Source organism: Saccharospirillum sp. (genome assembly GCF_039982735.1).
Lineage (GTDB): Bacteria > Pseudomonadota > Gammaproteobacteria > Pseudomonadales > Natronospirillaceae > Saccharospirillum.
Map to the genome: position 1 here is coordinate 86211 of NZ_JBDWXV010000007.1, position 24924 is coordinate 111134.

General features: G+C 56.2%; 25 protein-coding genes. 15 read left to right on the plus strand and 10 right to left on the minus strand.

Annotated features, from left to right (window positions below):
• Positions 1 to 170 precede the first annotated feature (170 nt).
• Positions 171 to 2252: a molybdopterin oxidoreductase family protein gene (locus ABJT94_RS04345; RefSeq protein WP_348474437.1), complete on the plus strand. Its 2082-nt coding sequence runs from the start codon at positions 171 to 173 to the stop codon at positions 2250 to 2252.
• Between the two features lie 25 nt (positions 2253 to 2277).
• Here ABJT94_RS04345 and ABJT94_RS04350 read toward each other — a convergent pair whose 3' ends face one another.
• Complete coding sequence (locus tag ABJT94_RS04350) at positions 2278 to 2559, minus strand: peptidylprolyl isomerase (protein ID WP_127559385.1); 282 nt, start codon at positions 2557 to 2559, stop codon at positions 2278 to 2280.
• 230 nt (positions 2560 to 2789) lie between these two features.
• Here ABJT94_RS04350 and ABJT94_RS04355 point away from each other — a divergent pair, with 230 nt between their 5' ends.
• Together ABJT94_RS04355 and ABJT94_RS04360 are read left to right on the plus strand one after the other, a co-directional pair.
• The gene (locus ABJT94_RS04355) at positions 2790 to 3041 is read left to right on the plus strand and encodes a VF530 family protein (protein ID WP_348474439.1); all 252 of its coding nucleotides are present in this window, start codon (positions 2790 to 2792) and stop codon (positions 3039 to 3041) included.
• 123 nt (positions 3042 to 3164) lie between these two features.
• On the plus strand, positions 3165 to 4901 hold the full coding sequence (locus tag ABJT94_RS04360) for a hypothetical protein (RefSeq protein WP_348474440.1): 1737 nt from the start codon (positions 3165 to 3167) through the stop codon (positions 4899 to 4901).
• A gap of 168 nt (positions 4902 to 5069) precedes the next feature.
• On the opposite strand, the gene ABJT94_RS04365 is transcribed toward ABJT94_RS04360, so the two are convergent.
• The gene (locus tag ABJT94_RS04365) at positions 5070 to 5984 is read right to left on the minus strand and encodes an NAD-dependent epimerase/dehydratase family protein (RefSeq protein ID WP_348474441.1); all 915 of its coding nucleotides are present in this window, start codon (positions 5982 to 5984) and stop codon (positions 5070 to 5072) included.
• Positions 5985 to 6077: 93 nt separating this feature from the next.
• Here ABJT94_RS04365 and ABJT94_RS04370 point away from each other — a divergent pair, with 93 nt between their 5' ends.
• Positions 6078 to 6953 carry a LysR family transcriptional regulator gene (locus ABJT94_RS04370; protein WP_348474443.1) on the plus strand — a complete coding sequence of 292 codons (876 nt, stop codon included), beginning with the start codon at positions 6078 to 6080 and terminating at the stop codon, positions 6951 to 6953.
• Here the strand turns inward: ABJT94_RS04370 and ABJT94_RS04375 are convergent.
• Positions 6950 to 7081 carry a hypothetical protein gene (locus ABJT94_RS04375; protein ID WP_348474493.1) on the minus strand — a complete coding sequence of 44 codons (132 nt, stop codon included), beginning with the start codon at positions 7079 to 7081 and terminating at the stop codon, positions 6950 to 6952. The two genes, ABJT94_RS04370 and ABJT94_RS04375, sit on opposite strands and share 4 nt — an antisense overlap.
• Before the next feature lie 264 nt (positions 7082 to 7345).
• On the opposite strand from ABJT94_RS04375, the gene ABJT94_RS04380 reads away from it, so the two are divergent.
• Both ABJT94_RS04380 and ABJT94_RS04385 read left to right on the plus strand, forming a co-directional pair.
• Positions 7346 to 7777, plus strand: a complete 432-nt coding sequence (locus tag ABJT94_RS04380; RefSeq protein ID WP_348474494.1) for an OsmC family protein — start codon at positions 7346 to 7348, stop codon at positions 7775 to 7777.
• 171 nt (positions 7778 to 7948) lie between these two features.
• A complete protein-coding gene (locus tag ABJT94_RS04385; RefSeq protein WP_348474444.1) occupies positions 7949 to 9256 on the plus strand; it encodes a hypothetical protein in 1308 nt (435 codons plus the stop codon).
• Here ABJT94_RS04385 and ABJT94_RS04390 read toward each other — a convergent pair.
• The gene (locus ABJT94_RS04390) at positions 9215 to 10213 is read right to left on the minus strand and encodes a YafY family protein (RefSeq protein ID WP_348474445.1); all 999 of its coding nucleotides are present in this window, start codon (positions 10211 to 10213) and stop codon (positions 9215 to 9217) included. The two genes, ABJT94_RS04385 and ABJT94_RS04390, sit on opposite strands and share 42 nt — an antisense overlap.
• Positions 10214 to 10349: 136 nt before the next feature.
• Here ABJT94_RS04390 and ABJT94_RS04395 point away from each other — a divergent pair, with 136 nt between their 5' ends.
• The gene (locus ABJT94_RS04395) at positions 10350 to 10997 is read left to right on the plus strand and encodes a glutathione S-transferase family protein (protein WP_348474446.1); all 648 of its coding nucleotides are present in this window, start codon (positions 10350 to 10352) and stop codon (positions 10995 to 10997) included.
• 19 nt (positions 10998 to 11016) lie between these two features.
• Here the strand turns inward: ABJT94_RS04395 and ABJT94_RS04400 are convergent, their stop codons facing one another.
• Together ABJT94_RS04400 and ABJT94_RS04405 are read right to left on the minus strand one after the other, a co-directional pair.
• Positions 11017 to 11424 (minus strand): DUF1801 domain-containing protein, encoded by a 408-nt coding sequence (locus tag ABJT94_RS04400; protein WP_348474447.1) that lies wholly within the window; start codon positions 11422 to 11424, stop codon positions 11017 to 11019.
• Positions 11425 to 11604: 180 nt separating this feature from the next.
• Entirely contained in the window at positions 11605 to 12570 is a 966-nt protein-coding gene (locus ABJT94_RS04405; RefSeq protein ID WP_348474448.1) for a putative zinc-binding metallopeptidase, read from the minus strand.
• A gap of 159 nt (positions 12571 to 12729) precedes the next feature.
• On the opposite strand from ABJT94_RS04405, the gene ABJT94_RS04410 reads away from it, so the two are divergent.
• The 6 genes from ABJT94_RS04410 to ABJT94_RS04435 all read left to right on the plus strand — a co-directional run bounded on the left by ABJT94_RS04410 (position 12730) and on the right by ABJT94_RS04435 (position 19366).
• Entirely contained in the window at positions 12730 to 12975 is a 246-nt protein-coding gene (locus ABJT94_RS04410; protein ID WP_348474449.1) for a hypothetical protein, read from the plus strand.
• A 306-nt stretch (positions 12976 to 13281) separates the two neighbouring features.
• On the plus strand, positions 13282 to 14364 hold the full coding sequence (locus ABJT94_RS04415) for a hypothetical protein (protein WP_348474450.1): 1083 nt from the start codon (positions 13282 to 13284) through the stop codon (positions 14362 to 14364).
• Positions 14365 to 14385: 21 nt separating this feature from the next.
• Positions 14386 to 15495 carry a hypothetical protein gene (locus tag ABJT94_RS04420; protein WP_348474451.1) on the plus strand — a complete coding sequence of 370 codons (1110 nt, stop codon included), beginning with the start codon at positions 14386 to 14388 and terminating at the stop codon, positions 15493 to 15495.
• 9 nt (positions 15496 to 15504) lie between these two features.
• A complete protein-coding gene (locus tag ABJT94_RS04425) occupies positions 15505 to 17442 on the plus strand; it encodes an ATP-binding protein (protein ID WP_348474452.1) in 1938 nt (645 codons plus the stop codon).
• Complete coding sequence (locus ABJT94_RS04430; protein ID WP_348474453.1) at positions 17443 to 18720, plus strand: DUF6638 family protein; 1278 nt, start codon at positions 17443 to 17445, stop codon at positions 18718 to 18720.
• Between the two features lie 4 nt (positions 18721 to 18724).
• A complete protein-coding gene (locus tag ABJT94_RS04435; protein WP_348474454.1) occupies positions 18725 to 19366 on the plus strand; it encodes a DUF1523 family protein in 642 nt (213 codons plus the stop codon).
• A gap of 58 nt (positions 19367 to 19424) precedes the next feature.
• On the opposite strand, the gene ABJT94_RS04440 is transcribed toward ABJT94_RS04435, so the two are convergent.
• A complete protein-coding gene (locus ABJT94_RS04440) occupies positions 19425 to 19715 on the minus strand; it encodes a YkgJ family cysteine cluster protein (RefSeq protein WP_348474456.1) in 291 nt (96 codons plus the stop codon).
• 198 nt (positions 19716 to 19913) lie between these two features.
• Here ABJT94_RS04440 and ABJT94_RS04445 point away from each other — a divergent pair, with 198 nt between their 5' ends.
• The gene (locus tag ABJT94_RS04445; protein ID WP_348474457.1) at positions 19914 to 20747 is read left to right on the plus strand and encodes a transporter substrate-binding domain-containing protein; all 834 of its coding nucleotides are present in this window, start codon (positions 19914 to 19916) and stop codon (positions 20745 to 20747) included.
• A 34-nt stretch (positions 20748 to 20781) separates the two neighbouring features.
• Here the strand turns inward: ABJT94_RS04445 and ABJT94_RS04450 are convergent, their stop codons facing one another.
• From ABJT94_RS04450 to ABJT94_RS04460, 3 genes are all read right to left on the minus strand, one after another.
• On the minus strand, positions 20782 to 21309 hold the full coding sequence (locus ABJT94_RS04450; RefSeq protein WP_348474458.1) for a type II secretion system protein: 528 nt from the start codon (positions 21307 to 21309) through the stop codon (positions 20782 to 20784).
• A gap of 577 nt (positions 21310 to 21886) precedes the next feature.
• Positions 21887 to 22276 carry a thiol-disulfide oxidoreductase DCC family protein gene (locus ABJT94_RS04455; protein WP_348474459.1) on the minus strand — a complete coding sequence of 130 codons (390 nt, stop codon included), beginning with the start codon at positions 22274 to 22276 and terminating at the stop codon, positions 21887 to 21889.
• 239 nt (positions 22277 to 22515) lie between these two features.
• On the minus strand, positions 22516 to 22761 hold the full coding sequence (locus ABJT94_RS04460; protein WP_348474460.1) for a hypothetical protein: 246 nt from the start codon (positions 22759 to 22761) through the stop codon (positions 22516 to 22518).
• Positions 22762 to 22940: 179 nt separating this feature from the next.
• On the opposite strand from ABJT94_RS04460, the gene ABJT94_RS04465 reads away from it, so the two are divergent.
• Positions 22941 to 24758, plus strand: coding sequence for a hypothetical protein (locus ABJT94_RS04465; protein WP_348474461.1), 1818 nt, complete (start codon positions 22941 to 22943; stop codon positions 24756 to 24758).
• The last annotated feature ends 166 nt before the right edge of the window (positions 24759 to 24924 follow it).

The window sequence follows — 24924 nt, forward strand, 5'->3', positions numbered from 1 at the left end:
CGGACCAATGCCACTCAGCCAACCCCGAACTCCGAAACTTGAGTGGCCAGTGCCTCTAAGTCTGAGCTTCTGATCGGTGTGTTACCAGGGCTGTTATTAAAACTTTGCCGCGGGCCATTGGCACAAAAAAACGATACCATCGATTCCGAATTTGTCACCAAGCCTCCGTTATGAAGCACCACCGCTCAGTCTGCCCGCTCGATTGCCCCGATGCCTGCGCCCTTCGCGTAACGGTAGAAGACGGGCGCGTCACCCGGGTCGCGGGACATCCGGACCACCCGGTTACCCAGGGTGCCATTTGCCACAAAGTGCAGCGCTTCCCGGAACGCACACACGCGCCGGAACGGCTGCTGTACCCGATGCGTCGGGTGCGGCCCAAAGGGTTGGCCGTGCAGCGGGCAACGCCCGATGATTTTGAACGCATCAGTTGGGAGGAAGCCCTGGCAGAGATCGCGCAACGGTTCCAGAGCATCATTGCCGGGCAAGGCGCCGAGGCCATTTTGCCCTACAGCTTTTACGGCAACATGGGCGTGCTCAGCGCCGAATCCATGGATCGCCGCTTCTTCAATCGTCTGGGTGCCTGCCATCTCGATCGAACCATCTGTAATTCCGCCGCCACAGCCGGCAGTGCCTACACCCTGGGGGCGCCAACAGGTGTTGACCCGGAAGACAGCGTACACGCTAAGCTGATTCTGGTCTGGGGCTGTAATATCGTTAGCACCAACATGCACCAGGTTATGCTGGCCAATGAGGCACGCAAGCGCGGCGCGACTCTGGTGGTCATTGATGTGCATCGCAACCGCACCGCGCGCTGGGGTGACCGGTTCTACCAGGTGAAGCCGGGCAGCGATGCCGCCCTGGCGCTGGGGATGATGCATGTTCTTATTCGGGATGACCTCGTCGACCACGCCTTCATTGAACAGTATGCCCTGGGGTACCCGGAGCTAGCCGACCATGTTCAGCACTATGACCCGAAGACAACCGCCCAGCTAACCGGTCTGACACCCAACCAGGTGGAGGAACTGGCCCATCTGTATGGCTCAGCCGACCCGGCGCTGATTCGCCTCGGCAATGGCCTGCAACATCACGACAACGGCGGCATGATCATGCGCACCATCACCTGTTTGCCCGCCTTAACGGGTCAATGGGGCAAGCGCGGCGGTGGGTTGATCAAGGGCAATGGCTGGTACGCGCAGTTCAATACCACCACCCTGCAACGGCCCGACCTACACCCCAACCCGCACGGCCGACGCGTAAATATGAACCAACTGGCTGATGCCCTGCTGGATGACGCCCGGCCGATACAGGCACTGTTCGTCTACAACAGCAACCCGGCCCAGGTCGCGCCGGACCAAACCCGTTTACGGCAGGGTCTGTTGCGCCCGGAGCTGTTTACCGTGGTGCACGACCTGTTCCTCACCGACACCTGCGCCTACGCCGATATTGTTTTGCCCGCCACCAGCCATTTTGAAAATCTGGATCTCTATAAATCGTACTGGCATCTTTATGTGCAGCTCAACGAACCGGTGCTGCCAATACAAGGAGAGTGTCGTTCAAACCCGGAACTGTTTCGCAACCTGGCGGTTGAAATGGGGTTTGAGGACGATTGCTTTAAAGACACCGATGAAACCCTGATTGAACAGGCACTGAACTCAAACAGCCCCTATCTTGAAGGGATTGATCTGCCTCGCCTGCGGCGCGATGGCTGGGCCAAGCTCAAGGTACCGGAAGGCGGGCTCTTCCCGCACCGGATACCCACGCCTTCCGGCAAGTTCGAGTTTTATTCGGCCACCATGGCCGCCCGGGGTTTGCCACCACTGCCGGAGCATACGCCCCTGGACGAGCAGGAAGGTCGTTACCCCCTGGCATTCATTACGCCACCCAATCACCGCTTTCTGAACTCAACCTGCAGCAACGACGAACGCATGCAACGCCTGGAGGGCGAGCGACCAACGGTGCAACTTCACCCGCAGGACGCGCAGGCTGATGGCATAGTATCGGGTGATCCTGTCGTGGTATTCAATAACCGGGGCAGTTGCGAGCTGGTTGCTGAGGTGACCGAGGATGTTCTGCCCGGCACGGCGGTATCACTGGGGCTATGGTGGGATGACCCGCAACAGGGCCTTCGCTCGGTTAACCATCTGACTGATACCCGGATATCCGACATGGGCGGGGGCGCGACGTTCTTTTCGGTAAGGGTGGGGGTACTCAAGAGACCCGGCGAGACACCCGGACTCCTGGAAACGGATTAGGCCGGGTGCCCGCTACTAATTTGGCTCAGTCGGTGCGCTGAGTGACTTCCAGCAAGTGGTAGCCGAACTGTGTTTTAACCGGGCCCTGGACTTCGTTGACCGGGGCACTGAATACGACGCGGTCAAACTCAGGAACCATTTGACCGGGGCCAAAAGTGCCGAGATCACCACCATTACGGCCGGAGGGGCAACTGGAATGCTGCTGTGCCAGGGCGGCGAAGTCTTCACCGGCGGCAATTTTTGATTTCAGGTCGTTACAGGTTGCTTCATCGGCAACCAGAATATGACGTGCTGCGGCTTGGGCCATGATTGTGCTCTCACTGTTTTACGGGTTCAAAGGAATGACAATATTACCATACGTATTCGGGGTACGGGCTGGTCAGTTACTTAGCCGCTGCACCCACTACCCGCACTGGGGCCAGAGACGGCGATAAACAGAACACGGAGCCCGGCCACCACGCCTCTATTGCCGCAGACTATCAGTCAGGCTAACCTGCATTGATCGCAGTCGAGTCTGCCCAATAACAAGGCCCAAGCATGCCCGAGAAACAAGTCAACAACCCACTTCACGGCATCACCCTGGAGACGGTCGTGGTTCGACTGCAGGGGCATTACGGATGGGAAGGGCTCAGCCAACGGGTCAATATCAATTGCTTTAAAAGCGACCCTTCGGTGAAATCAAGCCTGAAATTCTTGCGGCGCACGCAGTGGGCCCGGGATCAGGTAGAAGCATTGTATGTGGCGACCTTCGCTGCCTGGCCTTATGCGCAGGAGCCGCCGCAACGGTAAATCCGCTCTGAACAGGCCGACTTATTCAGGACCCAACCGGTGGTTCCGTAAAGAATGGCACCAACGGCTTTTATAACGCTATATTAGTACCGTCCTGCTTAGGCTCTGGAGAGGGAAATCCTGATGTACCTATCGAAGTCATTCCCGGCTCTGGTTGCCATGGCTGCGCTCGCAGGCTGTGATACAGACGGCGACCCAAACAGCAAAACCGTATACATCAACGTTCCGGCCATAACCATCAACGGCGCCTTTTCCCTGAACGGCGGCTCATTCCCGGCGTCACAATATGAACACGGAATAATCTCTCTGGCCGATAGCAACGGCAACGAAGCGCCACTGGGCAAAACATACAGTGTTAGCTATCAGACCGAGGTGGTCGCTGGTAACTACCGAACACAGTACAGCCATGTTTATGGAGGAGCACAGGTTCCTGTCAACAGGGGCAAGGAGATCGAGACAGGGTTCTCTTTGCTGGAAGACCAGTCGCTGGACATCAACGCCACGGCGTTCCAGGCGCAATTTACCTTAACCCTCAACGGTGCGCCGTTTCCAGCCAGTGAATACGACGACGCTTTGTTCTACTTGCAGCCAGAGGATGGTGGCGAGCGCATTCTGCTGGGCAACAGTCACGCTGTGCTTCCACCGGTCATGCTGATGCCCGGCGATTACGAGGTGATTTACACTCTGGAGACGCCAGGTGCGACGGTACCCCTGAACCAGAACGCCATCGTCGGGCAGGTAGTGGTGAACGATAGCGCCATCAACATAACCATCGATGTAAAAGCAACGGATTTTCGGCTATCGGCCACACTGGATGGTCTTGCGTTTCCAGTCAGCCAGTACAACGACGGCAACTTTCTGCTGGTATCATCCACTCAGGATAGGGTCGAACTGGGCGACAGCTACAACCTGCCGTTCTCTGTAAGAGTCATCGAAGGCACTTACGATCTTATTTACCGGCACGAGACTGGTACGGCCGTTCCGGCCAATACTGAAGCGATTATCCTCAGTGATCAGGAAATCAGCCAAGCTACCCCCATCGCTGAGCCCAACATTCCGAGTATTCTCATAACACCAATCTATACACTGGACGGTGTACCCTTCCCGATCAGCGAATACCAGGATGCCAACATCTTCCTGCGGGGCACCAACCAGAACGACCTGTTTTTTCTTGGCAACACACACGACCCCGACCCGGCGGCGGTGCGCATTATTCCTGGTACATACGATGTGATTTACCGTCACGAAACCGGTAGTTCAGTGCCACAGAATACCAATGCCGTTGTCATGCAAGCCACCGTACTCAACAGTTCAGGACAGCTGGCGATTGCCGTGCAATCAGCGATTGCAACCGCAACGTTCAGTTTGAATGACGCATCGTTCACAACCAACCCGGTACACTACGGTCGGTTTTTCCTGGAAGGGTCTGAGGAAGGTGACACAATATTTCTGGGTAACAGCTACAACGGCAGTGGCACAGTCCGCGTTATTCCAACGACTTATGATGTAATTTACGAGCACGTGACCGGTAGTCAGGTACCAGGCAACAAACACGCTACCATCCTCAGCGACGTGGACGTAAACAATACCACAGCACTGCCAGTGAACCTGGAGGCCACTCAAATTCACCCTTCGTTTACCCTGAACGGGTTCCCTTTTCCGGCAACCCTGGATGAGCATGCGCTATTCGTGATGCAAAAAACGGACATGGACAATGAGGTTTACCTGGGGAGAAGTTTCCTCTCGCCAACAACCCTGTTCGCTTTAAACGGCAACTACGACGTATTTTACGAGTACATCAATGGTGCCACTATTCCCGTTAATGATCGCATCAAAATACGGAACCTCGTTCTTCCCTGAAATTTTCTTTAAGGGCCTCCCCCGGCCCATTGAGTAAAAATCCAGCTGAATGCACGATCTAGCGCACACCAGTTATGCACCCGAAGATCGAACTGATTGCCCACTGCACAGTCAGAGCGGCTGTCAGCATGCCTAAAACACACGCTGGTTTGCTACAGAACAATGTCATCATTTCAACAGCGCTTCCCGAATGACACCCGTTAACGCGGTAGCCTGCCTGTCACTTCCCAGCCGCTGAATCATCTTTTCACCCTTCATGATCACCGGCTGCTGCCACAGATAACGCATCTTCATCACCTCTTTTAGTAGCGGGCTGACTATCGCTGCCAATCTGAGCCCCCACCAGGGAAATGCCGACATCCTGGCGCTGATCCCCATCGTCTGAAAGGCGTTCTGCCAATCGGCTTTGCTCACTGCCAACCCGGGGTCGTGAAACACCTCCCAGTCGAGCAACGGCCCGTTCAGTAGCTTCGCCGTATTCGTACACAGATCTGGCAGATAACTGTAGTAATGCACATGCTGGTCGTCGTGTGGCAGTTTCAGTCGGACCCTGTTGCCTTTAACCGAAGCCATCAGGTCCAGCCAGGTCATGGTTGTGTTGGGGCCGATAAAATCGCCAGCGCGCACGATCAATACCCGCGCACCCTGCTCGCTGGCCCGTTGCAGTCGCTGCTCCATCTGCTGACGAATAAGGCCTTTGTCGGTCGGTGGGTTCATGCGAACCTGTTCATCAACCGGCTCAGCCTGCGGCGCATACCCATACACATTCCCCGGGAATACGAGCTGAAGTTTTAGCTGTTCGGCCGCTCTCACAGCCGGTTCCAGCATGGCCAGCGCTTGCTGATGCCAGCGGTGGTACTGCGGATTGGCAGCATAGACCAGCAAGTCGGCCCCTCGTGCGGCTTGTAATACGGCCGACTCATCCTGAGCGCTACCGCTGATAACACAGTCTGGTTGTAGCCAGCCGGGTGCCTTGGCCGGGTCGCGCATCAGCGCGCGGATACCCCAGCCCTGCTCACGCAGGGCGAGCGCCATTTGTGCGCCGAAATTGCCCGTAATGCCGATGATCAATGCAGTTTTCATAGTGATTCTCCTTGCCTGTCTGAGTTGATACCGCCATTCTATTATTCATATCGATATATAGAATCGACAATAATTGGCCGTGGATATGCATATATGAATAACCTCGACTGGCAACACTGGCAGTACTTTCTGCACATTGCACAGGCAGGCAGCCTGAATCGGGCCGCTGACGCACTGGGTGTTTCTCAGCCCACCCTGTCGCGGCACTTGCACACCCTGGAACAACAACTCGGCCAGACACTGTTCGACCGCAGCACCCAGGGGCTGTCCCCAACCCGCTTCGGACAAAGCCTCATAGAGGAAGCCGAACAGATGCGCACCTCGGCCCAACGGCTCGAACGCCTGGCCGCCGGGCAGGACCAGGCCGTGACGGGGCGGGTTCGCTTGTCGGCTAACGAACCGATCGCCCTTCACTATTTACCCAGAATTCTTCCGGATTTCATGGATGACAATCCGGCACTCTCGGTCGAAGTGGAAGTCACCAACAAAGCCACCAGCCTGGACAAGCGCGATGCTGACATTGCGATCCGAATGTTCCCCCCGCAGCAGCCCGACCTGATCGCGCGCCACCTCTTTGATATTCCCCTTGGCTTTTTCGCCAGCGCCCGCTATTTCGCCAGGCACGGCAACCCGACGAGTGCGGATGCACTGCTCACACATCGGTTACTGGGCTATGACCGCGACAAACAATTTGAAAACGGCGCTGCCGATTTGGGCTGGTCGATTCGCAATGAGGACTTTTACTTTCGAACGGACAGTATGTCGCTGCACCTGGAAATGGCGTGTCACGGTGGTGGGATTGTCGGGACACACAAACAACTGGCTACGTCATTGGGGCTGCTGCCCGTCGAGGTTGAAATAACGCTACCAAGCCTACCGCTCTATTTGTGCTGCCACCGGGATGTGAAGCACAACCGCCGAATACGATTGCTGATGGATTTTCTGGCAGATCGACTGGATTGTTTTTAGGGTTGCGCAATGCTTGCACCGCGATTGGGCTGAATGCTGACGATACGGCGCAATGCCAGTCGTTGCAGAGCCGAACGTATGTGATTGCGGTTAGCCTTCAGGCTGTCTACCAGTTGCGCCTCAACCAGCCTGGTACCTGGCGGTAGCCGCTGTTGCGGTACTCGACGGTGTACGCATCGCCGTTAGTTTCGCCGATGCTATGGTGAATCTAAACCTGAGAACGAGCAAAGTATTGAGTTACCAGTACCCGGAGAAAAAGACGGATTACCACCCGAAAAACAGCACAGCTACCCGATAACAAGCATTGATTGAAGCCACTCAAGTCGAGTGCTTGCCTTGAATTCTGAGCAGCATGGCCTAACGTCCCAAGCGTCATTCATTACAATAGGAGACTGCTCACGAAACGTCACGCAAGCGCCCACTGGCAGGGTGGACTGAAAGACGGAAAAGGCACCGTTTCCACAGAAAGTGGCGTACTGGACAAACAACAGTATTCATTCGGCACGCGCTTTGAAAATGGCAAAGGCACTAATCCCGAAGAACTGATTGGCGCCGCTCATGCCGGCTGTTATTCCATGGCTCTGTCGATGATACTCGGCGAGAAAGACCTGACCGCCGACAGCATTGACACCAAAGCCGATGTCACACTGGAAGAAGTCGAGGGTGGGTTCGCCGTTACAGCGGTTCACTTAACGTTGAAAGCCAGCATTCCGGGAGCCGATGAGAAAACCTTCAAGGAAGCCGCTGAGGCTGCGAAACAAGGTTGCCCCATTTCGAAATTGCTGAAGGCAGACATAACCCTGAATGCAAGCTTAAACGCCTGACACGCAATCGTACGCTCAGAGAAAGCTCATGAGCGACGGGCGCCGGGCTGTAGAACGTTTCCAAACGCCCCGGTGCCCAGAACCCGCCGCAACGTACTGACCCCTCGATAAAAGTGCGACATCGAAAAGCCCGGCTATACTGCCCTCTGTCGCTTACAGGGAGGGCGTATCGTGCAGACGACTACTTGGTGTTTGGTACGGGGTTTTGGCTTGGCCATCACGGCCGCAACGATGTCGATATCTGTGCCAGCAGAGGAAACCCGGGAGCTCAGCAGCCAGGCTTTGACCATCAGCGCCCCAGCCGTCACCACCCAGTTCCAGCAATTGCTCGAACGACGCGATTTCGGCGATCGCCAGGTAGAGATTACCGACTTCCAGGGACGCACGATGATTCGCGACGCCCAGTCTCCCGAGCGTTACGCCCAGCCGGCATTGCCCACCCTGAATACTACCCGCGCTGCATCCCAGTTGATCGTACGGCCAGCGGGTACGGTAACGATCCGTCTTACCAGCGAACCCATTGACCTGCCCGGTGGTGTTGCCGTCACCCGATTTGATGAAGCCGATTCTGCCGTATCCGAAGGCTGGTTTCAGCCCACGCTGGAAGCCAGCCCGGTGCCAGCGGTTTGGGACAGCACCCTGGGTCGATATCGAATGCGCCTGTCGCTGGGTCTACGCGGCGACAACCTGCCTGCGGGCGCCACCCTGCAACAACCGGTTACCGTACAATTTGGCTTTCGCGGCCTGAACGCCGATCCCCTTGAAGCCGTCACGCTAGAGCAGACCGGCATCGCCAACGAAAAGCATCTCGAGTTTCTGTTCCTGCCTACCACAGAGCAGCCGGTTCTGGAGCTGCGCTCGGCGATTACTGATATCGACTATCCGATTGAGGCCATGCCAAGAATCGCCCTGCGGCCGGTGAATGATTCCATGGTGGGACTTGGGCTGGGTGAAACCCTGGTACGAGTCGTCCGCTTGCAGCCGGACGGCACCGAAGCCAATGTCCTGAACAACCTAAGAGCAACGATTGAAGTGACCGCCGGTGGCGCTATTCCCGAGCCCTCGGTGCTCACCTTTCAGGACGGGGATGCCAGGTTCATGCTCCGCTCACGCGGGCTGGAAGACGTGACAGTTCGGGTGACCGCGGGCGCCCATTCAGACAGCATCACCATACCGCAACGGTTTCCCACCACCCCGGTGCTGGCTGCACTGCTCGGTGGCGCTGTGGGCGGGTTTTCCCGACGGTTTAGCCGAAACGCCTCGGGTGGTTCCGGCGTCGCCCGCATCGCCGAAGGGTTAGCGGTCGCGATCATCGCCTACGTGGCGGGTGTGCTGGGTGTGGGTTACCTGGGCTTGCCGGTCGCGGTCGTCAGTACAGAAGCCGGTGCTTTCCTGACCGGTGCCCTCACCGGCTTCGCCGGCGTTACTGTCATTGAATTACTCAGCAAGCGGCTCACCCCCGACAGCAGGCCCGGATGAACGGTAACGCTGGGACAGGTGTGAGACCAGGTTTTCCATCGCCCGACGCAGGTGGGGCGGGCCAATGACCTCCAGCTCCGCGCCAAACCGTAACAACTCGCCGCAGCCGTGAGACGGGTTGCCCACGGGCATGGTAACGCGATGCCAGCCTGTCGCATCGGCCGGTTCGACAGTCGCATGGTCGAGCACATAGCTGGTGCAGAGAAATTCCATGATTTTCACCCCGGTGGCCGACACCCGTACCTCGGCCATCACTGGAAACTGCAGGGCCTCCATCCGTCGCAGGCTGGCTTGCCAGAATTCAGTCAAATGGAAGTCGGCCGGTCGCTCAAACACCGTTTCCCTCAGCTCAAGTGCTTCTATCCGGGAAACGCGGTAAGTTCGAATGTCCACCCCCACCTGAGCCACCAGATACCACTGCCCACCCTTCAACACGACGCCCAGCGGTTGAGCCTCACGCTGACGCACGCCCTTCCAGCTCTGATACGACATGCCAACCAGCCGCTGATCAAGCACCGCGGTCATCAACTGCGGCAAGTGCTCTGCCTTTTCATCATCAGAAAACCAGTTGGGTGCATCCAGCAAAAAACGGCTTTGCAGCCGGTTCGCTTCCCGTCTCATGCCTTCCGGCAGCGCCGTCATCAGTTTCAGCTGGGCATCAGCCAAGGTCGACTGCAGGCCCATCTTCTGGGCCGGGCCTGTCAAGCCGGCCAGAAACAGGGTTTCCGCCTCTTCGGCCGACAGGCCATTCAGACGCGTGCGGTAGCCGTTCAGTAACCGATACCCCCCATGAGCCCCCTGCTCGCTGTACACCGGCACCCCCATTTCACTGAGCGCATCGATGTCCCGGTAAACGGTGCGCACCGAGGTCTCACAGACCTGCGCCAGCTCCGTCGCGGTCACTTTGTCGTGGGTTTGCAATGTCATCAGCAGCTTCAGTAACCGGCCAGCTCTCATGGCGTCAGGGTCTCTCGGGCAGTGTCGAAAATTTTTTTCAGTATAGCGCTTATACCTGACACAAGATGTCAGGTTTGGTCACTACCATGACCCGAGCACTACCACTGACACCCAATACCACCCAAGGAGACTGACCATGAGCAAAGACACCATCCTTCTGTACCATGCGCCCCAAACACGCGGAACCGGCATTTGGTTCCTGCTGGAAGAGCTGGGCGTTCCTTACGAAATGAAGATCCTGAACCTAAAGAAAGGCGAGAACCAGGAGCCGGAGTTTCTGGACATCAACCCACTTGGCAAGTTCCCGACGCTGGTTCATAACGGCATGGTGATTACCGAGCAGGTTGCGTGCTACCTCTACCTGGCTGACCTCTTTCCTGAAAAGGGTCTGGCCCCCGGTCTGAATGACCCGAAGCGCGGTGCCTATCTGCGCTGGATGGCGTATCAGGGCAGCAGTTTTGAACCCGCCGTTGTCGACCGTGCCCTAAAACGCGAACCGGGTGATCCGTCCATCATGCCGTATCGAAGCTTCGAGCAGATGCAAAGCACCCTGTTCGACCAGATTGCCAAAGCCCCCTACTTACTGGGCGAAAAACCCTACGCCGTCGATTTTTTCTGGGGGATGACACTGAAATGGTGCCGTCAGTTCGGCATGGTAGATACCAACCCAGCGGTTGATGCTTATATTGAACGCATTATCTCGCGCCCGGCCTATATCAACGTCGAACAGCAGGACCAGAAACTGGCGGAAGACCAGGCTGCAGCGCAAGCAGAAACAGCCTGATGTGTGTGCAGTAACTGGCTCAGCAAACGCCGAGCAATGGCAGATGCTTGAGGCTGTGATACTTCAAAGCCACCTCGATGCAATGCGCTAACGGCAGTTGTCTGATATCCGCACCGACGGGAATCGCAACTGCCCGTTTACCTTCAAAGCGGAACTCACCCCGATACCGCTCCCTGAGCGTTTCGATCATGCGGATCTGGCAGTGAAAGAACAGCTTGATCGCGTCCGGGTCTTCGGGCTTCCAGTCCACCCGAATCGGGGTGCCACCCTTTACCTGAAAGCTTGCTTCACCCCACTTTAGGGTTTCAGCAACTTCACCCAGCTCGTGCTCGGCTGCCTGTGCCAGAATGAGATCACGCACACGTTCAAGCTGCTGCCTGGCCGGGCTTGGGTAGCTGTCGAATTTGGCTTTAATATCCGGATTCACCGTCACATTTTCCCTTCGCAGGCTGTTGAAATTCAAAGAATTTCAGCCGCCTGTTACCGGAACATGGACGTTCCGGCAAAATTGATGACTGTTAAGTCATTGATTTTGCGAGAGAAGCAAAAATCGCAATTTTTGGTTCTCGTGTTTTGAAAAACTCAGGAAGCCTTTTTCAACAACCTGCTATAGCCCCAGCGCTCCCCGCCGCAGCCAATCGTGTACAAACGCCAGTTTATAACGCGCGTGCTCCGAGAGCACGAAGGGATACAGATCCGACAGTCCCATGGAACGGTTAACATGGTTGACGCCCACGGTGAGCGACGCCGCAACGCGAATCAGCCGCTCAGCGTCGGGTTCCGAATAAGGGTCCCAGCCCGAATCCGGTATCTGTGGCGACGCCAGGCCGGTCGCCACAAAGCTGTCAGCAATGTCGGTGAGGTGCAACAGATGCGCCGCGGTTTCCGCGAAATCTTCATGCGGGTGGGATGACGCATAGCTGGTCAGGTAATGTTGCCGCCACTCGGCCGGCGGACCATTTTCATAGTGGTACTGCAGCGCTGCCTGGTAGTCGATGCGTTCATCCCCGAACATGGCGCGAAACGCATCCAGAAAATCTTCCCGCAGGCTCAGGCGCCACCAGAGCATATGAGCGATCTCGTGACGCATATGGCCGATCATGGTTCGATACGGCTCCTGCAAGGCTTCACGGCGGGAGGTGACCAGAATGGGGTCGACCTCTGCGACACTGATGGTCACCACACCTTGCGCATGGCCCATCGGCACCGGCGTTGGCCCTTCCGCCAGCAAATGAAACACCGGCGGCGCGCCCGGGTCTTCCGGGCGGAACCAGTGCCAGCGGCCCAGGTTATCCAACGCCCAGCGCTTGGCGGCCTCAGTTTGTGCCCAGTTGGGAATGGCGTTGGGGAGCGTCGGATCGGGCGCCAGCGCAGTCATGGCACAGGATCGACAAAACGCCCCCTGTTTCGGGGCTATCCAGTTGCAGCCGATTTTTTCCCGGTTCGCACAGAACGGCGGGGTCGGCAAAAAAGCACGTGCCTGGGGGTCATAGGCAACGGGGGTGCCTTCAGCGGTGGTCAGGTTATCGAACCAGAGCGACCCGGCACCCACAGGATTGGAAAATACACGCATTGAGCCACCTTCCAGCGAAATAGGTAAGGTCATCGTGGGGGAAGTGTCGCTCGACTACAACCGGCTATACACCTACTCCGTTTCGCGTGAAATAGCGGATCAGTGCCTGTTGCAACGCTCACTTACCTTCTGACACAAGAAACAGAACCGCACGGGCTCATGGCCCAGAGAGTGACTGACATTGGCGAACAGTTCGAGTTTTACCGCAACCGCTTCAACCCTTACCAGCAACTGATCCATACCGGTAATGGCCTGAGTAGTGAGCACCTGAAAGACGTCGAAGCCCTGGCGACAAAGATCAAAGGGCGAAGGGGCGATCTCAATCGGCTGGCCGAACCGGCCGTTCTGTGGATACGTGACAACCCCGAACTCATGCCTCTGGAAGCGCAGACCTATACGCGCTAGAAGAGAAGTCCGTCACAAAACATGGCATTGGCATCGGTTCCCTGTTCCCATGAAGTGAGTTTTTCCCTTATCTTCTGCCCCTATCCCGACATGATGGTCGGGCTTTCACACGCTTCCGTTCAAGGATTGAACAATCTGCCGGAACTCTGTCTGGGTACAGTCGACCACGTTCCCAGCGAATAAGGATATCAGCTGTATCGACACACCTCGTTTACACCACACCCTAATTGCGCTTTTAGAAGGCGGGCCAACGCCCCGCTTTCCCTTGCCTAACCCCTGCGAATCTGACTAAAAAAGGAGAACGCTATGAGTAATATCGATAGTGCCATGGAGACGGTCAAGTCTCAGATCGAACAAAACCGCCAACGACAGAAAAAAGTCACCTCTGTGCTGCAATCGGGTGAGAGCAAAGTCGGTGAACTGGGGGTCGGCCTGGATATCGAAAATGCAGAACTGGAAGATGTTCAACTGCAGCAGGAAGCCATGAACGGCAATATCGCTGAACTTATTGTCGAGTTGGATGAAGTCACCGCTGGCTTTGGCAAACAGTTCGACACCATGCGTTCAAAAACCATGGGCGAAAAACTGATAGGCTTTCTGTCTTCCCACAAGTCTGAATCCATGCGTGCCAGTCGTATTCGCAATACCAACATCGACAGCAAGCTGGCAGACCTGATTGGTAAATCCAACGTCATTATCGGTTTGCTGCAGGAACAATTGAAAGAACTGGAAACCCAGCAGGTGAAAGTCTCCGATAACCTGAGCGTGGTTCTGACGCAACGCGGCGAAGTAGTCTCCGAGCTGGAACAAATCAGGAACCAGCTGCAACAGATGGACCCGGAAATCATCCGCCTGGAAAACAAAATTTCCATGGAAGCCGATGCCGCCAAGCGAACGGAGCTTGAAAGCGAGTTACAGAACATCAACGAGACCCACAACGAGCTGGTACAACAAGAACAGGTGAAACTGGCGCTGAGCCAAACCCTGGAAAAGTACATCAAGATGGGCCAGACCTTTGTCGATTCCCTGCAGAACCAGGTGGCCACCCAGATGGTACTGGTCGACAAACTGCAAACGGATACCGAGCAGCGCGTATTGCTCTACGATGCGCTGAACAAATCCCTTAAAACTGCCCAGCAACAGGATGTGGCCCACCGCATCAACGATATCGGCTCGGCCGTCGATAACGAGGCACAAACCACCATGGCTCATATTGGTGCTGCCACCAATCAGCGCATTGCTGAAATGCTCGAAGCCCACGAAGGCAACATGGCCTTTAGCCAGATGGTGCAGGAACAGAAAGCGAAAGCGGACGAGCGCTTTGCGCGTCGGTTTGCAGCGGTTATGGAACGGCACGACCGTGCCAACTACACGGCCAGCGCAGACTGATCCATTGCAAAGGATTGATTCATGCAAGCGAGTGCACAAGGGTTTGAACCCCGCCTGGCTCAGCACTATTTCGCCACGGTGGGTGCTGTTACCCAGGCCCTGATCGAACTGATGGCCACGGAGGCTCCCGGTGCACCGGGGGCTCACAATGCCACCGGCATCGTGCAGGAATATCTGCGCCAGCTGGCTCACAGCCTGGAATGCTTCAGGTTGCGCAATGCGATGACAGGACGCGTACCCGAGCATTACTGGCCATCGGAATTCAGTGTGTACAATGGCTTGCCCGTCAGCCAGCAATGGCTGGAACTGGCGGGCGACTTCGACGTAGCCCAGGCGAGCCTGGCAAACACCGATACCGTTGCGGAACTGGAAGAAAAGATTCTGGATCATTGCCTGAATCACCGTTCACTACCGCGCGAGCTGCAGTTTCGGCTGTCTCAGCGGTTGTACCGCGAAGCGCTCACACTGAAGCCCTGCTTTCTGCCACGCAATAGGCCTCAATTAACCCTGGTGTCGAAAACCCAAACGGTTCCCAGACGGTACCTGCTGCACTGGGCGGTATTCGACTCCGAGCGAAACCTGCCCAACCTCTATTTCAGCTTGATCGAAGAAAGCGGCGCCGTTCCGCTCCACGAAGACGAGAAGCGCTGGCACGCCTACCGGGAGGCATTGCTGAACCAGTCTTTGTCATCCCTGACCTTGCTGACCATTGCGCACGGCCTCGATGAAGACTTCCCGGATATTCACCCCCTGACGCTTCGGCGTATACATGCAGGCCCCCTGTACCTGCACGAATTCACCAGCCACTCCGATGCCATCCGCCGGGTTCTGGCCGAGCAGGCGGGCCGCCCCGGTCAGGACTGGGTATTTGAATGGACGGTGGAAACTCTGGTTTCAAAAGACAGCCGCCAGGTGTCGCGCGGGTTGTTCCGCAGCGGACGGCGAGAAACCTACCACATCGATGCCTACCGCCCCGATCTGGTCTCCGCCGGTGCCTCTTCAATCGATCGCTACATGATCATGCCCATAGGGCCATACCAAAGCATGCGTTCGCTCAACGACGAACGCCTGAATGCCATGACCAAATATGTGGTGGGACCGGAAGGCTCACTGCTGCACCGAATTCAATAGGGAAGAACGATGACGCAACCCCAACAAGCCATGCAATTGAAGGAAGAAGACATTCGTGGTCACTATGAAGCGGCGTTTCACACGCTGAGCGCGCTCAGCCACCGCCCACAATTTGCCTCGGCAGACGATGAACCCCAGACCAGCCGTGGTGGCTTCTCACGGCGGCGCTTTCGCAACACCATTCCGGGTATGTCGCCCGTTACGCAATCGGCGGCGTCTTCGCAGGCCGGGTTGGCCCACACCATTGCCAGCGTCACTCCGGACGACCCCTTACCCACTGAAGTACAGAGCCATATTATTCGGGTGCTGCGTCGCGGCCTGGCGGTTGCCAATACCCTGATCGATACCTTCGGGGACCAAACTCCGCTGAACAGCCTTAAGCGGGAAAACACCCAGGGACGCCTGGGCGACCTGCAACGAAAGGAGTTTGGCGAACTGCTTAACGCTTCCGGCTTGATCGGGCTGTTCACCTTTGCCAGCTACCTGCAGTACGTACTCAGCGACTACCTGACCGAGGCCGATAACCTGTCGATCACGCTTCCCGACCCCGAAGAGATCGTACTGGACAACCCCATCGATGCCCTGAATGGTGCCTTATGGGAACTCGACCGCTTTATTGATGACCATGCAGAAAGCGATGAAGCCCTGGTAAAAGTGGTGCGCGACTACGCAACCCGCCTGATCGATGCGCTGCACATTCGCCGGCACGGCATGCCAGGGCTTGAGCCCTTTCTATCCGCAACCTACCGGGTTGAGGCCGATGCCTTTACCGTCGATGGTTTCGAAGTCTCCCAGCGCGGCCGCGCCACCCAACTGGTCATGAGCTTCAAGAAACCGGAAGAGGTTATCGGGAACCATATTGCCAAGTACCAGGCGCTGAAACTCGCCAAAATGCTGATGGCCTACGATTTCACCCATAAGAAGAACCCTTTCGTTGACTTGGGCGGCTTCATCTTTACTTTTATGGGCGACGGTAAACCCGGCACGGGCAAAACGACGCTGATTCAGATGCTCGCCGGTCTGCTGAACGACTATTGCGAGGTCGCAGGCTACACCTTCCGCTATGAAAACTTATCGACCGACAACGTAGACAGCTTTCAGGGTAAATCCGGCCAGAACGCGAAACAGTTTATCCGCAACGTCACCGACCCGAACATCATTGGCTTCGGCACCATCGACGATATTGACCAGGTCGCCGGCAAGCGGGGTGACCGCCAGTCGTCGGCCGGGCAGCAGGAAATCACCGCCGTGCTGATGGAAAGCTTCGCCGGTGCCAGCACCGTGGTTCGCGGTAACTGCACCTTTGGCATGTTCTCCAACTACCCGGAACAGGTCGATGATGCCCTGCGCCAGCGAGCCGGTGCCCGCTTTTTGATCGACGGACCACAATCGCGCGAAGATTACGTCGACATTCTGAATCTGTTGCTCGGCAAAAACCACGATATACCGCTGGGTGATCATGATCTGTACGCGAATCAGGCGATACAAGGCGCTGTGCAACGCTCGTTCGACGCGCACAACCGCCCTACCGCACCCGCGCTGGCCGACGTATTTGATCGAATGCTCACTGGCTCGGCAAGCAACGTAACGATCGCTTCCCTGGGTGGCTACCTAAAAGCGATTCAGGAAGTCGACGAACGGTTTACCGGCCGGGCCATCAAGAACATTACCGATGCGGTAAAATTGAGAGCCATGGATTTCGAACTGCCGGACGACTGGATGGAACACCCGGATCAGTTCTTACATCGCGATTACGACACCAAACTCGCCATGCTCAGCGAGCTGATGACGCCAATAACCCCGGAGATGGTGATTCAGGAAATCAACCGTTATGCCGACAGCGAATTCCGCTATGCCGGTGCATCCGATGAAGCCGAAATCACCGAACGTGTGCGCCAGATTAAATGGCAGCTGGAAGCAGAGCGCCGGTTGCGGCAGGGCGAGTAAATGCAGCCGATGGACACCCAGAACCCACTCCCGTCCGAGCCTGTGTTCAACTGGACATTCTGCAACAACGAATGGTTTCTGGTGAGCAGCGACACGTTAAAGGAACGGTACAACCGGGCGATGGAGCAACTGTGCGGGTGCAGAACCGAGCTGGGGCGCTTTCACATCGACCTGACCGGGTTCTCCCCTGAAATCGCAGAGGAGCTTCAGGACCCTTACTACCTGAACCCTCATGGCATTAACCGGCGTTTTATTCTGCTGATACCCGAACAACAGAATTTAACGCTGCACGGCCCCATGTTTTCCTGGACGGCGGATATCCTGAAAAGCTTTATGGAGGTGAACCGCAGCCAACTGTTCACCCTTATGGCAAGAGACTCCGTTTATGGAGAAATTCAGAACTCCATTTATCGGCTGGAATCGGTAGACGAACTGCTCGATATGAGAACGGTGTCCATCTCATTAAAGACACCCGATGGCTTGCTTGACGCGGCGGGCCGCATACATGAGACCATCGACGATTTGATGCAACAGCCTGAACATTGGCTCGATGACGCACGCCTGAACAACCTTATACAGTTGGCTGAAAAAACAGGGGATATCCGCCGCCACCCGGTAGCGCCCATCGATGAGACCTACCAGATCCGTCACTATTTTACGCGTCATCTCGGCGGCTTGTACCGGTTCGACCATGGCCGGCGAATTGTGATTCTGTCGGTCGACCCTCAGGTAGAACCCCTTGGCAGAGGTAACCCCCAGATTCAGCATCACCGCATACAGGACAGCGAGCAGGTCTACCGGTACCTGACCGATCGCCGGCTGGTACAAACAATATCGAACCTCGAATCACTGCAGGAAATACTGCGCGGCTTCCTGCTCGACCAGTACGCCAGCGACCACCAGGATGGCGACTTTTCCACTCTGACCGCTAGCGACCAGACTCAGTTGATTCATCGGCACTGGGATGCGTTGCCAGACGTCGCCAAAACCCTGTTGTCAGCGATTCGCCTTTTGGAGCAGGGCAGCAGCGATCTGGATTCGCTGGCAACGGGTGACGCGTTCTTCTATCTGGTCGAACCCAAAGGGGGTGACATGGCACCTCTGATCCACCACTTACTGGCCCACTACCGTGCCGAACACTTTCGCTATCTGTACCGGTGGAACCGCGCTTTATTCTGGCAACAATTTGAGCACTGGCCACCGGCCAAGCAGAGCTATGCAGGCCGATACATCACCCGCCATGGTGATCAACGACCCGACAGCGCCCCCTGGAGATGAATCAATGAAGGTCTTTCTTACAAGTATCAAATGGATTTTTTGCACGTTGGTGGTAGTCGGCCTGGCGGCTTTTCTCGATTACTACCTGCCCAGTGAAGCCGTGGTACAGCTCACCGGCACCGACGTTAAACGGATGGACACCCGCAAAGGGCGCTACCTGGATCATGAAGGAGCCAACGTCGAACGAGTGGCCCCCACCTACACCCGGGATATTCGTTTTATCAATGCCATTACGGCGGAAGACAAGGTTCGGGTATACCGCAATGAAGACACGGGCTGGCACTGGCCACCCTATTTCAAGTTCGACAGCGCCGACATGACGGCCAGAACGCAAAGCATTTTATCTTCCGGTGACAAGCCCTTTGTACAGGTGACTTATTACGGCTGGCGCATCCAGTTGCTGTCGCTGTTTCCCAATTTGGTCGACATGAAAATGGTGGAACCAGGGTACCGGCCGGTCAACTGGGTTCGCATCGTTTTCTTTACTGCCCTGGCCGTCGCCGGTTTCTTATTCTGGCGCTGGTACCGGGGGTTTCGACGCCGCGTAGAAGCCCGGTTGGCCGAGCAGGTCAATGACGCCGCCGGCCCATTTCGGCGCCTGTTTGGCGCTATTCGTAAAGAGTGGCGTTCATGGACGGGGCCATAACGCGGCTAGCGGGCCATATGGCCTGTTTTTCCCGGTTTAAGGTGACAACGACACGGGCTCACAAACCCGCTGCCCGCTCCACCCGGCATTCGTAAGACCCCATTTCGAACTCCCGGCAGATCAACGGGCGATTCTCGTAAATAGTGCACAGAAAGGTTTCACGGTTCAGCGCTGAACACCAGCCATCATCCAAACGCAGCATGGTCTCACCACCCCACTTATCAACGGCGATGTGCCGGGCCGGAACGCCAGTATCGGTAATAATCATCACTTCCAGGCGGCAACAACAGGCCTGGCAGGTTGAGCAGGAGACGGTTGGATCAGTGATGTCTTCAACGGGTATGGTCATTGGGCAGTATCAACTTAACAGCAGCCTGCTGTTTCGGGGTTTTCCAGAGTATCCAGAATCAATTTTCTGAACCGGGCGGAAGCATAGCATAGCCAGTCCGGTCACTTTTGCTGCCACCTTAAAAAAGACCGACTAGACTCATAAGACCTGCACAGCCCGATGGCCCGTTGAACGCTATTACCGAACAAGGATACCCGAATGATAAAGCACCTGCTGATGACGCTGAGTAGTACGTCATCCCCCTACGGCCGGTGCCTGGCCGGCTGTATCATTCTAAGCAGTGTGCTGGCGTCGCCCGCGCTGGCCGAAGATTGTGTAAAAACCTTCCGCTGGACCGACGACCCGCCCTACACCTACGCCTCAGCTGACGCACCGGGCGGTGTCAGCGGCATATCCGCCGATGTCATACGTACCGTGCTGAGCGAGTTGGGCTGCGACGTCCGGTTTGTCGATATGCCCTGGGCGCGTGCCTTGTCGGCGCTACAAACAGGACGGGTCGATATCGTCAGTGGTGCCTTTGATACCCCCGAACGCCGGGCCTATGCCCACTATGCCAACCAGGGTGACACCTCACCGAACGTCATCTTTGTTCGTGCAGACAACCCCGGTGCGGTTGCCTGGCAGCAGTTTTCCGACCTGCTCGAAAGCGATATCACGCTCGGCGGACAAATTGGCGTGAATTATGGCCCCGAGTACCAGCAAGCACTGGCAAACGGTGACCTGGAAGGCAGGCTGACGCTGGTGCCAAACCGCCCTGTGCTGTGGCAAATGCTCGATCGCGATCGCATTGACGCCGTAGCGGCCAGCTACCTGACCGGTTTAATGGAAATCAGCCAGCTGGGGTTTCAGGACAGAATTGTCAGCACCGGGATCAAATTGTCATCCGACCCAGCGTATATCATTTTTTCCAAAGCATCGATCGATGCAACCTTTGTAGACCGCTTCAATGAAGCCCACAACACCCTCCTTCAAAGCGAAAAGTACCGGACCATTGTGGATGCCCATACCCGGGAGGTTCAGGTGTCGGAATAGGGCACGCCCCCAAAGCTGGGCGGCAAGCAGACGCTCAACAGTCGACAGTAACGGTAGTGACAGTGCAGTCGGGGAAGCCAAACGAATCGTATTCAACGTAGCAACCCGGTCCGGGATCTGACGGGAGGTTAAACCCTACCCGGGTATACCGGTTATCAACGAACGTCTTGAGACTGGCACTGCTGCTGGCTTGCAGAGAAATGTAATCCAGCATGGTGAGCGCGTCGCCCACCTCGGCCTGGCTTTCGGGGCAGAGGTTACGCCAGTCTACTTCCGACCGCCCAACCTCGGTCTCTATCACGTAATCCAGCTGATTACTGCCGCCGGGGTTGCTGGCAGCAGGCGAGAGACCGCTGACATAGGCTTTGCTTCTGACAATACCAACGGTGCTTTTCATCGCACCCGAGACCGAATTGATGGTCGCAATACGGGCTTCCGATGAAAGCGTGACAAAGCGAGGGAGTGCAACGGCCGCCAGCACGCCGAGAATGACTATTACCAGAACCAGCTCAACCAGCGTGAACCCGCCTGAAACGCGTGTGTGGCCAACCTTCAAATCCATGAGACAACTTATCCAATACCGCGCTGCAAAGCGGCGATTATCCAATAAAGCCGTCGCTCAGGCAATTAACCAACAGGCCCTGGCGGTCAGGCAACCGCAGTCAGACGGACTCAACGGGCGTGGCCGGAAACGGCGGTATGGCAAGGCAACAGACGCCGATGCAGATCACCTGAACGCCTTGTCCAATAACTCCCCCTGCACGCGGGGTATCAATATGGCCAGGGCTGAGGTCGTCCAAAAGCAGAGGGGACCCGTATCAACATCTATCAATACCGAACAGAGCATAAGCCCATGTCACAACCCCACGCGACACCTCCCGCTACACCGAACCGGCTCCCCTGCCGCGGTTGCCTGCCAAATTGCAGTAGCTACCCAACCTGCAATGGCACCCCCTGGCGGCAAGACAAGACCCCACCGCCGAAAGCACCGTAAGCTGTAATGTGGCAGGTGAGCATAAGTGCTGCCTGCGGGGGTCTTATGGAACATCAGATAATAGATTAACGTTGTCGGTCATCAATTTTCGCAACTGTAACCCCACTATCGAAAGGGCCGACACACTGCATACCTGACATGAATACTATTCACCCAGAAACCTCGATTCATGATCCTTAGTCGGCACAACGCAAACGTCAAAACGACCAAATAAACGGTAGCGGTTTAATGCAATACGATCATAAAGCCAGTCTCGAATAATCGATGGCACTACCCAGCCAATACATACCATAGGCCAGGGCCATGGCAATCGACGCATCACTCTGAAGAAGGCGGAAGACTTCGTATAAATGCTTGCCCCTTCAATAAGCAGCATGGTTTCATAATGATCGGTTGCCAAACCATACCATTGCAAAATGGCCTGACCTTCCGGTGACTGCACGGTAGCCAACTTGAACTTGCGCTCCTTATCAAACTTGATCAGGAAACGTGCCCAGGCAGAACAGAGCCTGCAGACCCCGTCAAACAGGATCACTCGATCTCCGGGGTTAATGTGTGGTGCATAGGTTGATTCTGACGTCATATATGCAGAAGCTGGTGAGGTAAGCTGAGAAGTTGCCACCGTCAGTACAAGCAGTCAACACAGCCAGGGCAACTACTGCGGTATTCGTTTGCCGAATGGCAATCCGGCGCTGAATATGGAGAGGTAACCGTAAACGGGCGCCTACTAAGTGCCATTCAATAGACGCCCGTTTTCACGATTGATTCAGACGATCAGTAAAGGTATACAGCCCCCGTGTTGTTTCCGTCGTTGTCAGCTTGTTCTTCGGCACTGGCCTGAGTGCCTGTGGCGGTGCTGTACTCGGCGTTGGCAGCAACGGCCATGGTATCGCCATCCGTTTCGCCTCTTCCTTCGTCAGCAGAGTCAGAGCTACCGCCTCCTCTACCACAGGCACTTAATAATGTTATCAGAACGGCGGCAAGCTGCCATCGCGCCATTGTCATTCCAATACTGTTCATGCGTCTTCTCCTTTAAAGGGATGCACTTAGCCCGGCAATGTTAGGGATGACATGGTTAAGCCGGTATCCTTCAGATGTCGGGTCAGTGGGCGTGTACAGCATTTGCAGGACACCGGTGTTGCATCAACCCCGTTATGGTTAGGCGGTAAAAAACAAACCTGACAATAACGAGGTAGACAATGACTTCGCACAGAAGAATCAATGGATTACTTGCTCTCGCGCTGGCCAGCGCAGTCATCACAGGCTGTGGGGAAAGTTCAGGAGGTGGAGGAAATGGCGCAGGTGGCGATGACTCCGGAGGTAGCGACAACGGATCTGGCGCAGACTGGACCCTGCCTCAGTTACCCGGCCTGGAGGGCGATGCCGATAACCAGGACATACTGTACTTCAGCAATAGCTACCAGGACGATGACGGCAACCATTCCGCCCTGTATGCGATGAACCCGGCTAACCCCGACAGCATCTTTCGGCAACACCTGACCGTGGAAGGAACGGGCGACAACCCCGAGTCGATTGGGCGGACGCTGTACCGCCCACTAGTTGAAGCCGACATAGATGAAAACGACGGCCGTGTTGATAACTATCGGGTATCCGACGTGCTGTTCGCGCACAACCGGGAATCCGGCATCGCGTCATCAGAAGGCTTCGCCCGGGCAAGCACCGATGGAGACCTCTTTCTAAACGGCCAAATGGGTGTGAGGGTGTCTTCGGAAACGTTCACCGAAGCGCAGAATATGAGCAGTATTGGCGCAACGTTGCGGCAAACCTATATTAACGCCGATAGAACGGAACTTAGCTACGGTGGGGCAGGTAACAAGATGCTCGTGCGAATGGATTACCCCGCAGCAGACGACCCGTTAATGCCAGACTCAAAACTTATCGAGTACATTACACCCGTTGATCATGTAGCGAGTGATTCCGGGAGCTACAGATACCTGACGCTGAAAACCGACGACGCCACGTTATGTAACGGCTATTTTTTGTCGCGCGCGACCTCCAATTCAAACGGCTCAACGAGCCTCGGTGTAGATAATTTGCTCCCGAACACAAGGGAGGCGAGTTTCGCCGCTCCGCTGGGTGGCCCATTAACGGATAAGACCCAATACCTGGTTATTAATGTCCTGAACCAGGCTGACTGTACAGCGCAGGAAGCTTCAGTATGGCGCTATGATCCATCCGCGCCGGTAAGTTCAGGCCTGACACAGGTACTGAATGGGGCAGATGAACCACTCATTTTCCCCACCGGCGTTGCGGGGGCACCTTTCATGCCCGCCGATCGCCATATGGCGCGCAAAGGCAACGTGCTGTTTTTTGGCATAGCCAACGCATCAGGCTTGGGGCAACAGGACTTGTACCGGATCGAAGGCGACAACTGGAGCCTGTTCGCTGAACAGGAGGATTCGCTGGGCTTTTATACGGGTTTTATCATCGCGGGCGATGGCCGGGTGGCGGCCTCGGTAGGCAGCCAGGTCGTCAGTTGGGACACAACCGGTAATGACCGGCAGGTACTGGATGACAGCACAACAACCTTTGCCGGGATCATGACCGACGTGCTGGGCAGCCGCAGCGGCTGGATATACTACAACCGCGCCGACCACACCGGGCAAGACCACGCCGTCGCCATGAAGATGGATGGCAGCGATTCACTGGAGATTCCCGACGCTCAATGGTTTGGGGCGTCCTCCACGGGAAAGGGAGATTCCATCAGCAACATGACAGAGCTCAGCGAGGTGTTTCTCTGGCGTGACGGATACATCGGGGCGGTGATCGCCACCAACCCAGGTTTGGGCTTGGTCATACTGGGCGACCTGGATTCAACGCCCGATAACGTCCTGATGCGCGGTATGGCACCGGGGCCACACCGGCTGATTGAAGTATTACCCGCTGGCGAAGACGAAGGCCGGGTGTATTACGTCAATACCCGGGTTCCCAATTCTCTGCAGGCGCTTGAGGTTGAAGAACCCACCGGTCATCAACGCCCGGTCGATGGATTCTGAACCCCCATCCGGTGATGCACGTTACAGAAACCCTACTCAGTGTGGATCAATTTTACAGCGTGCTCCAAACACCAGGACCAAGACCCCGGAATTCCGGGGTTTTTGGTGTTAAAGGATCGTGTAGCGCACAGGAGTGCGGCGTTTCCACCGCTAATTGACGACGCCA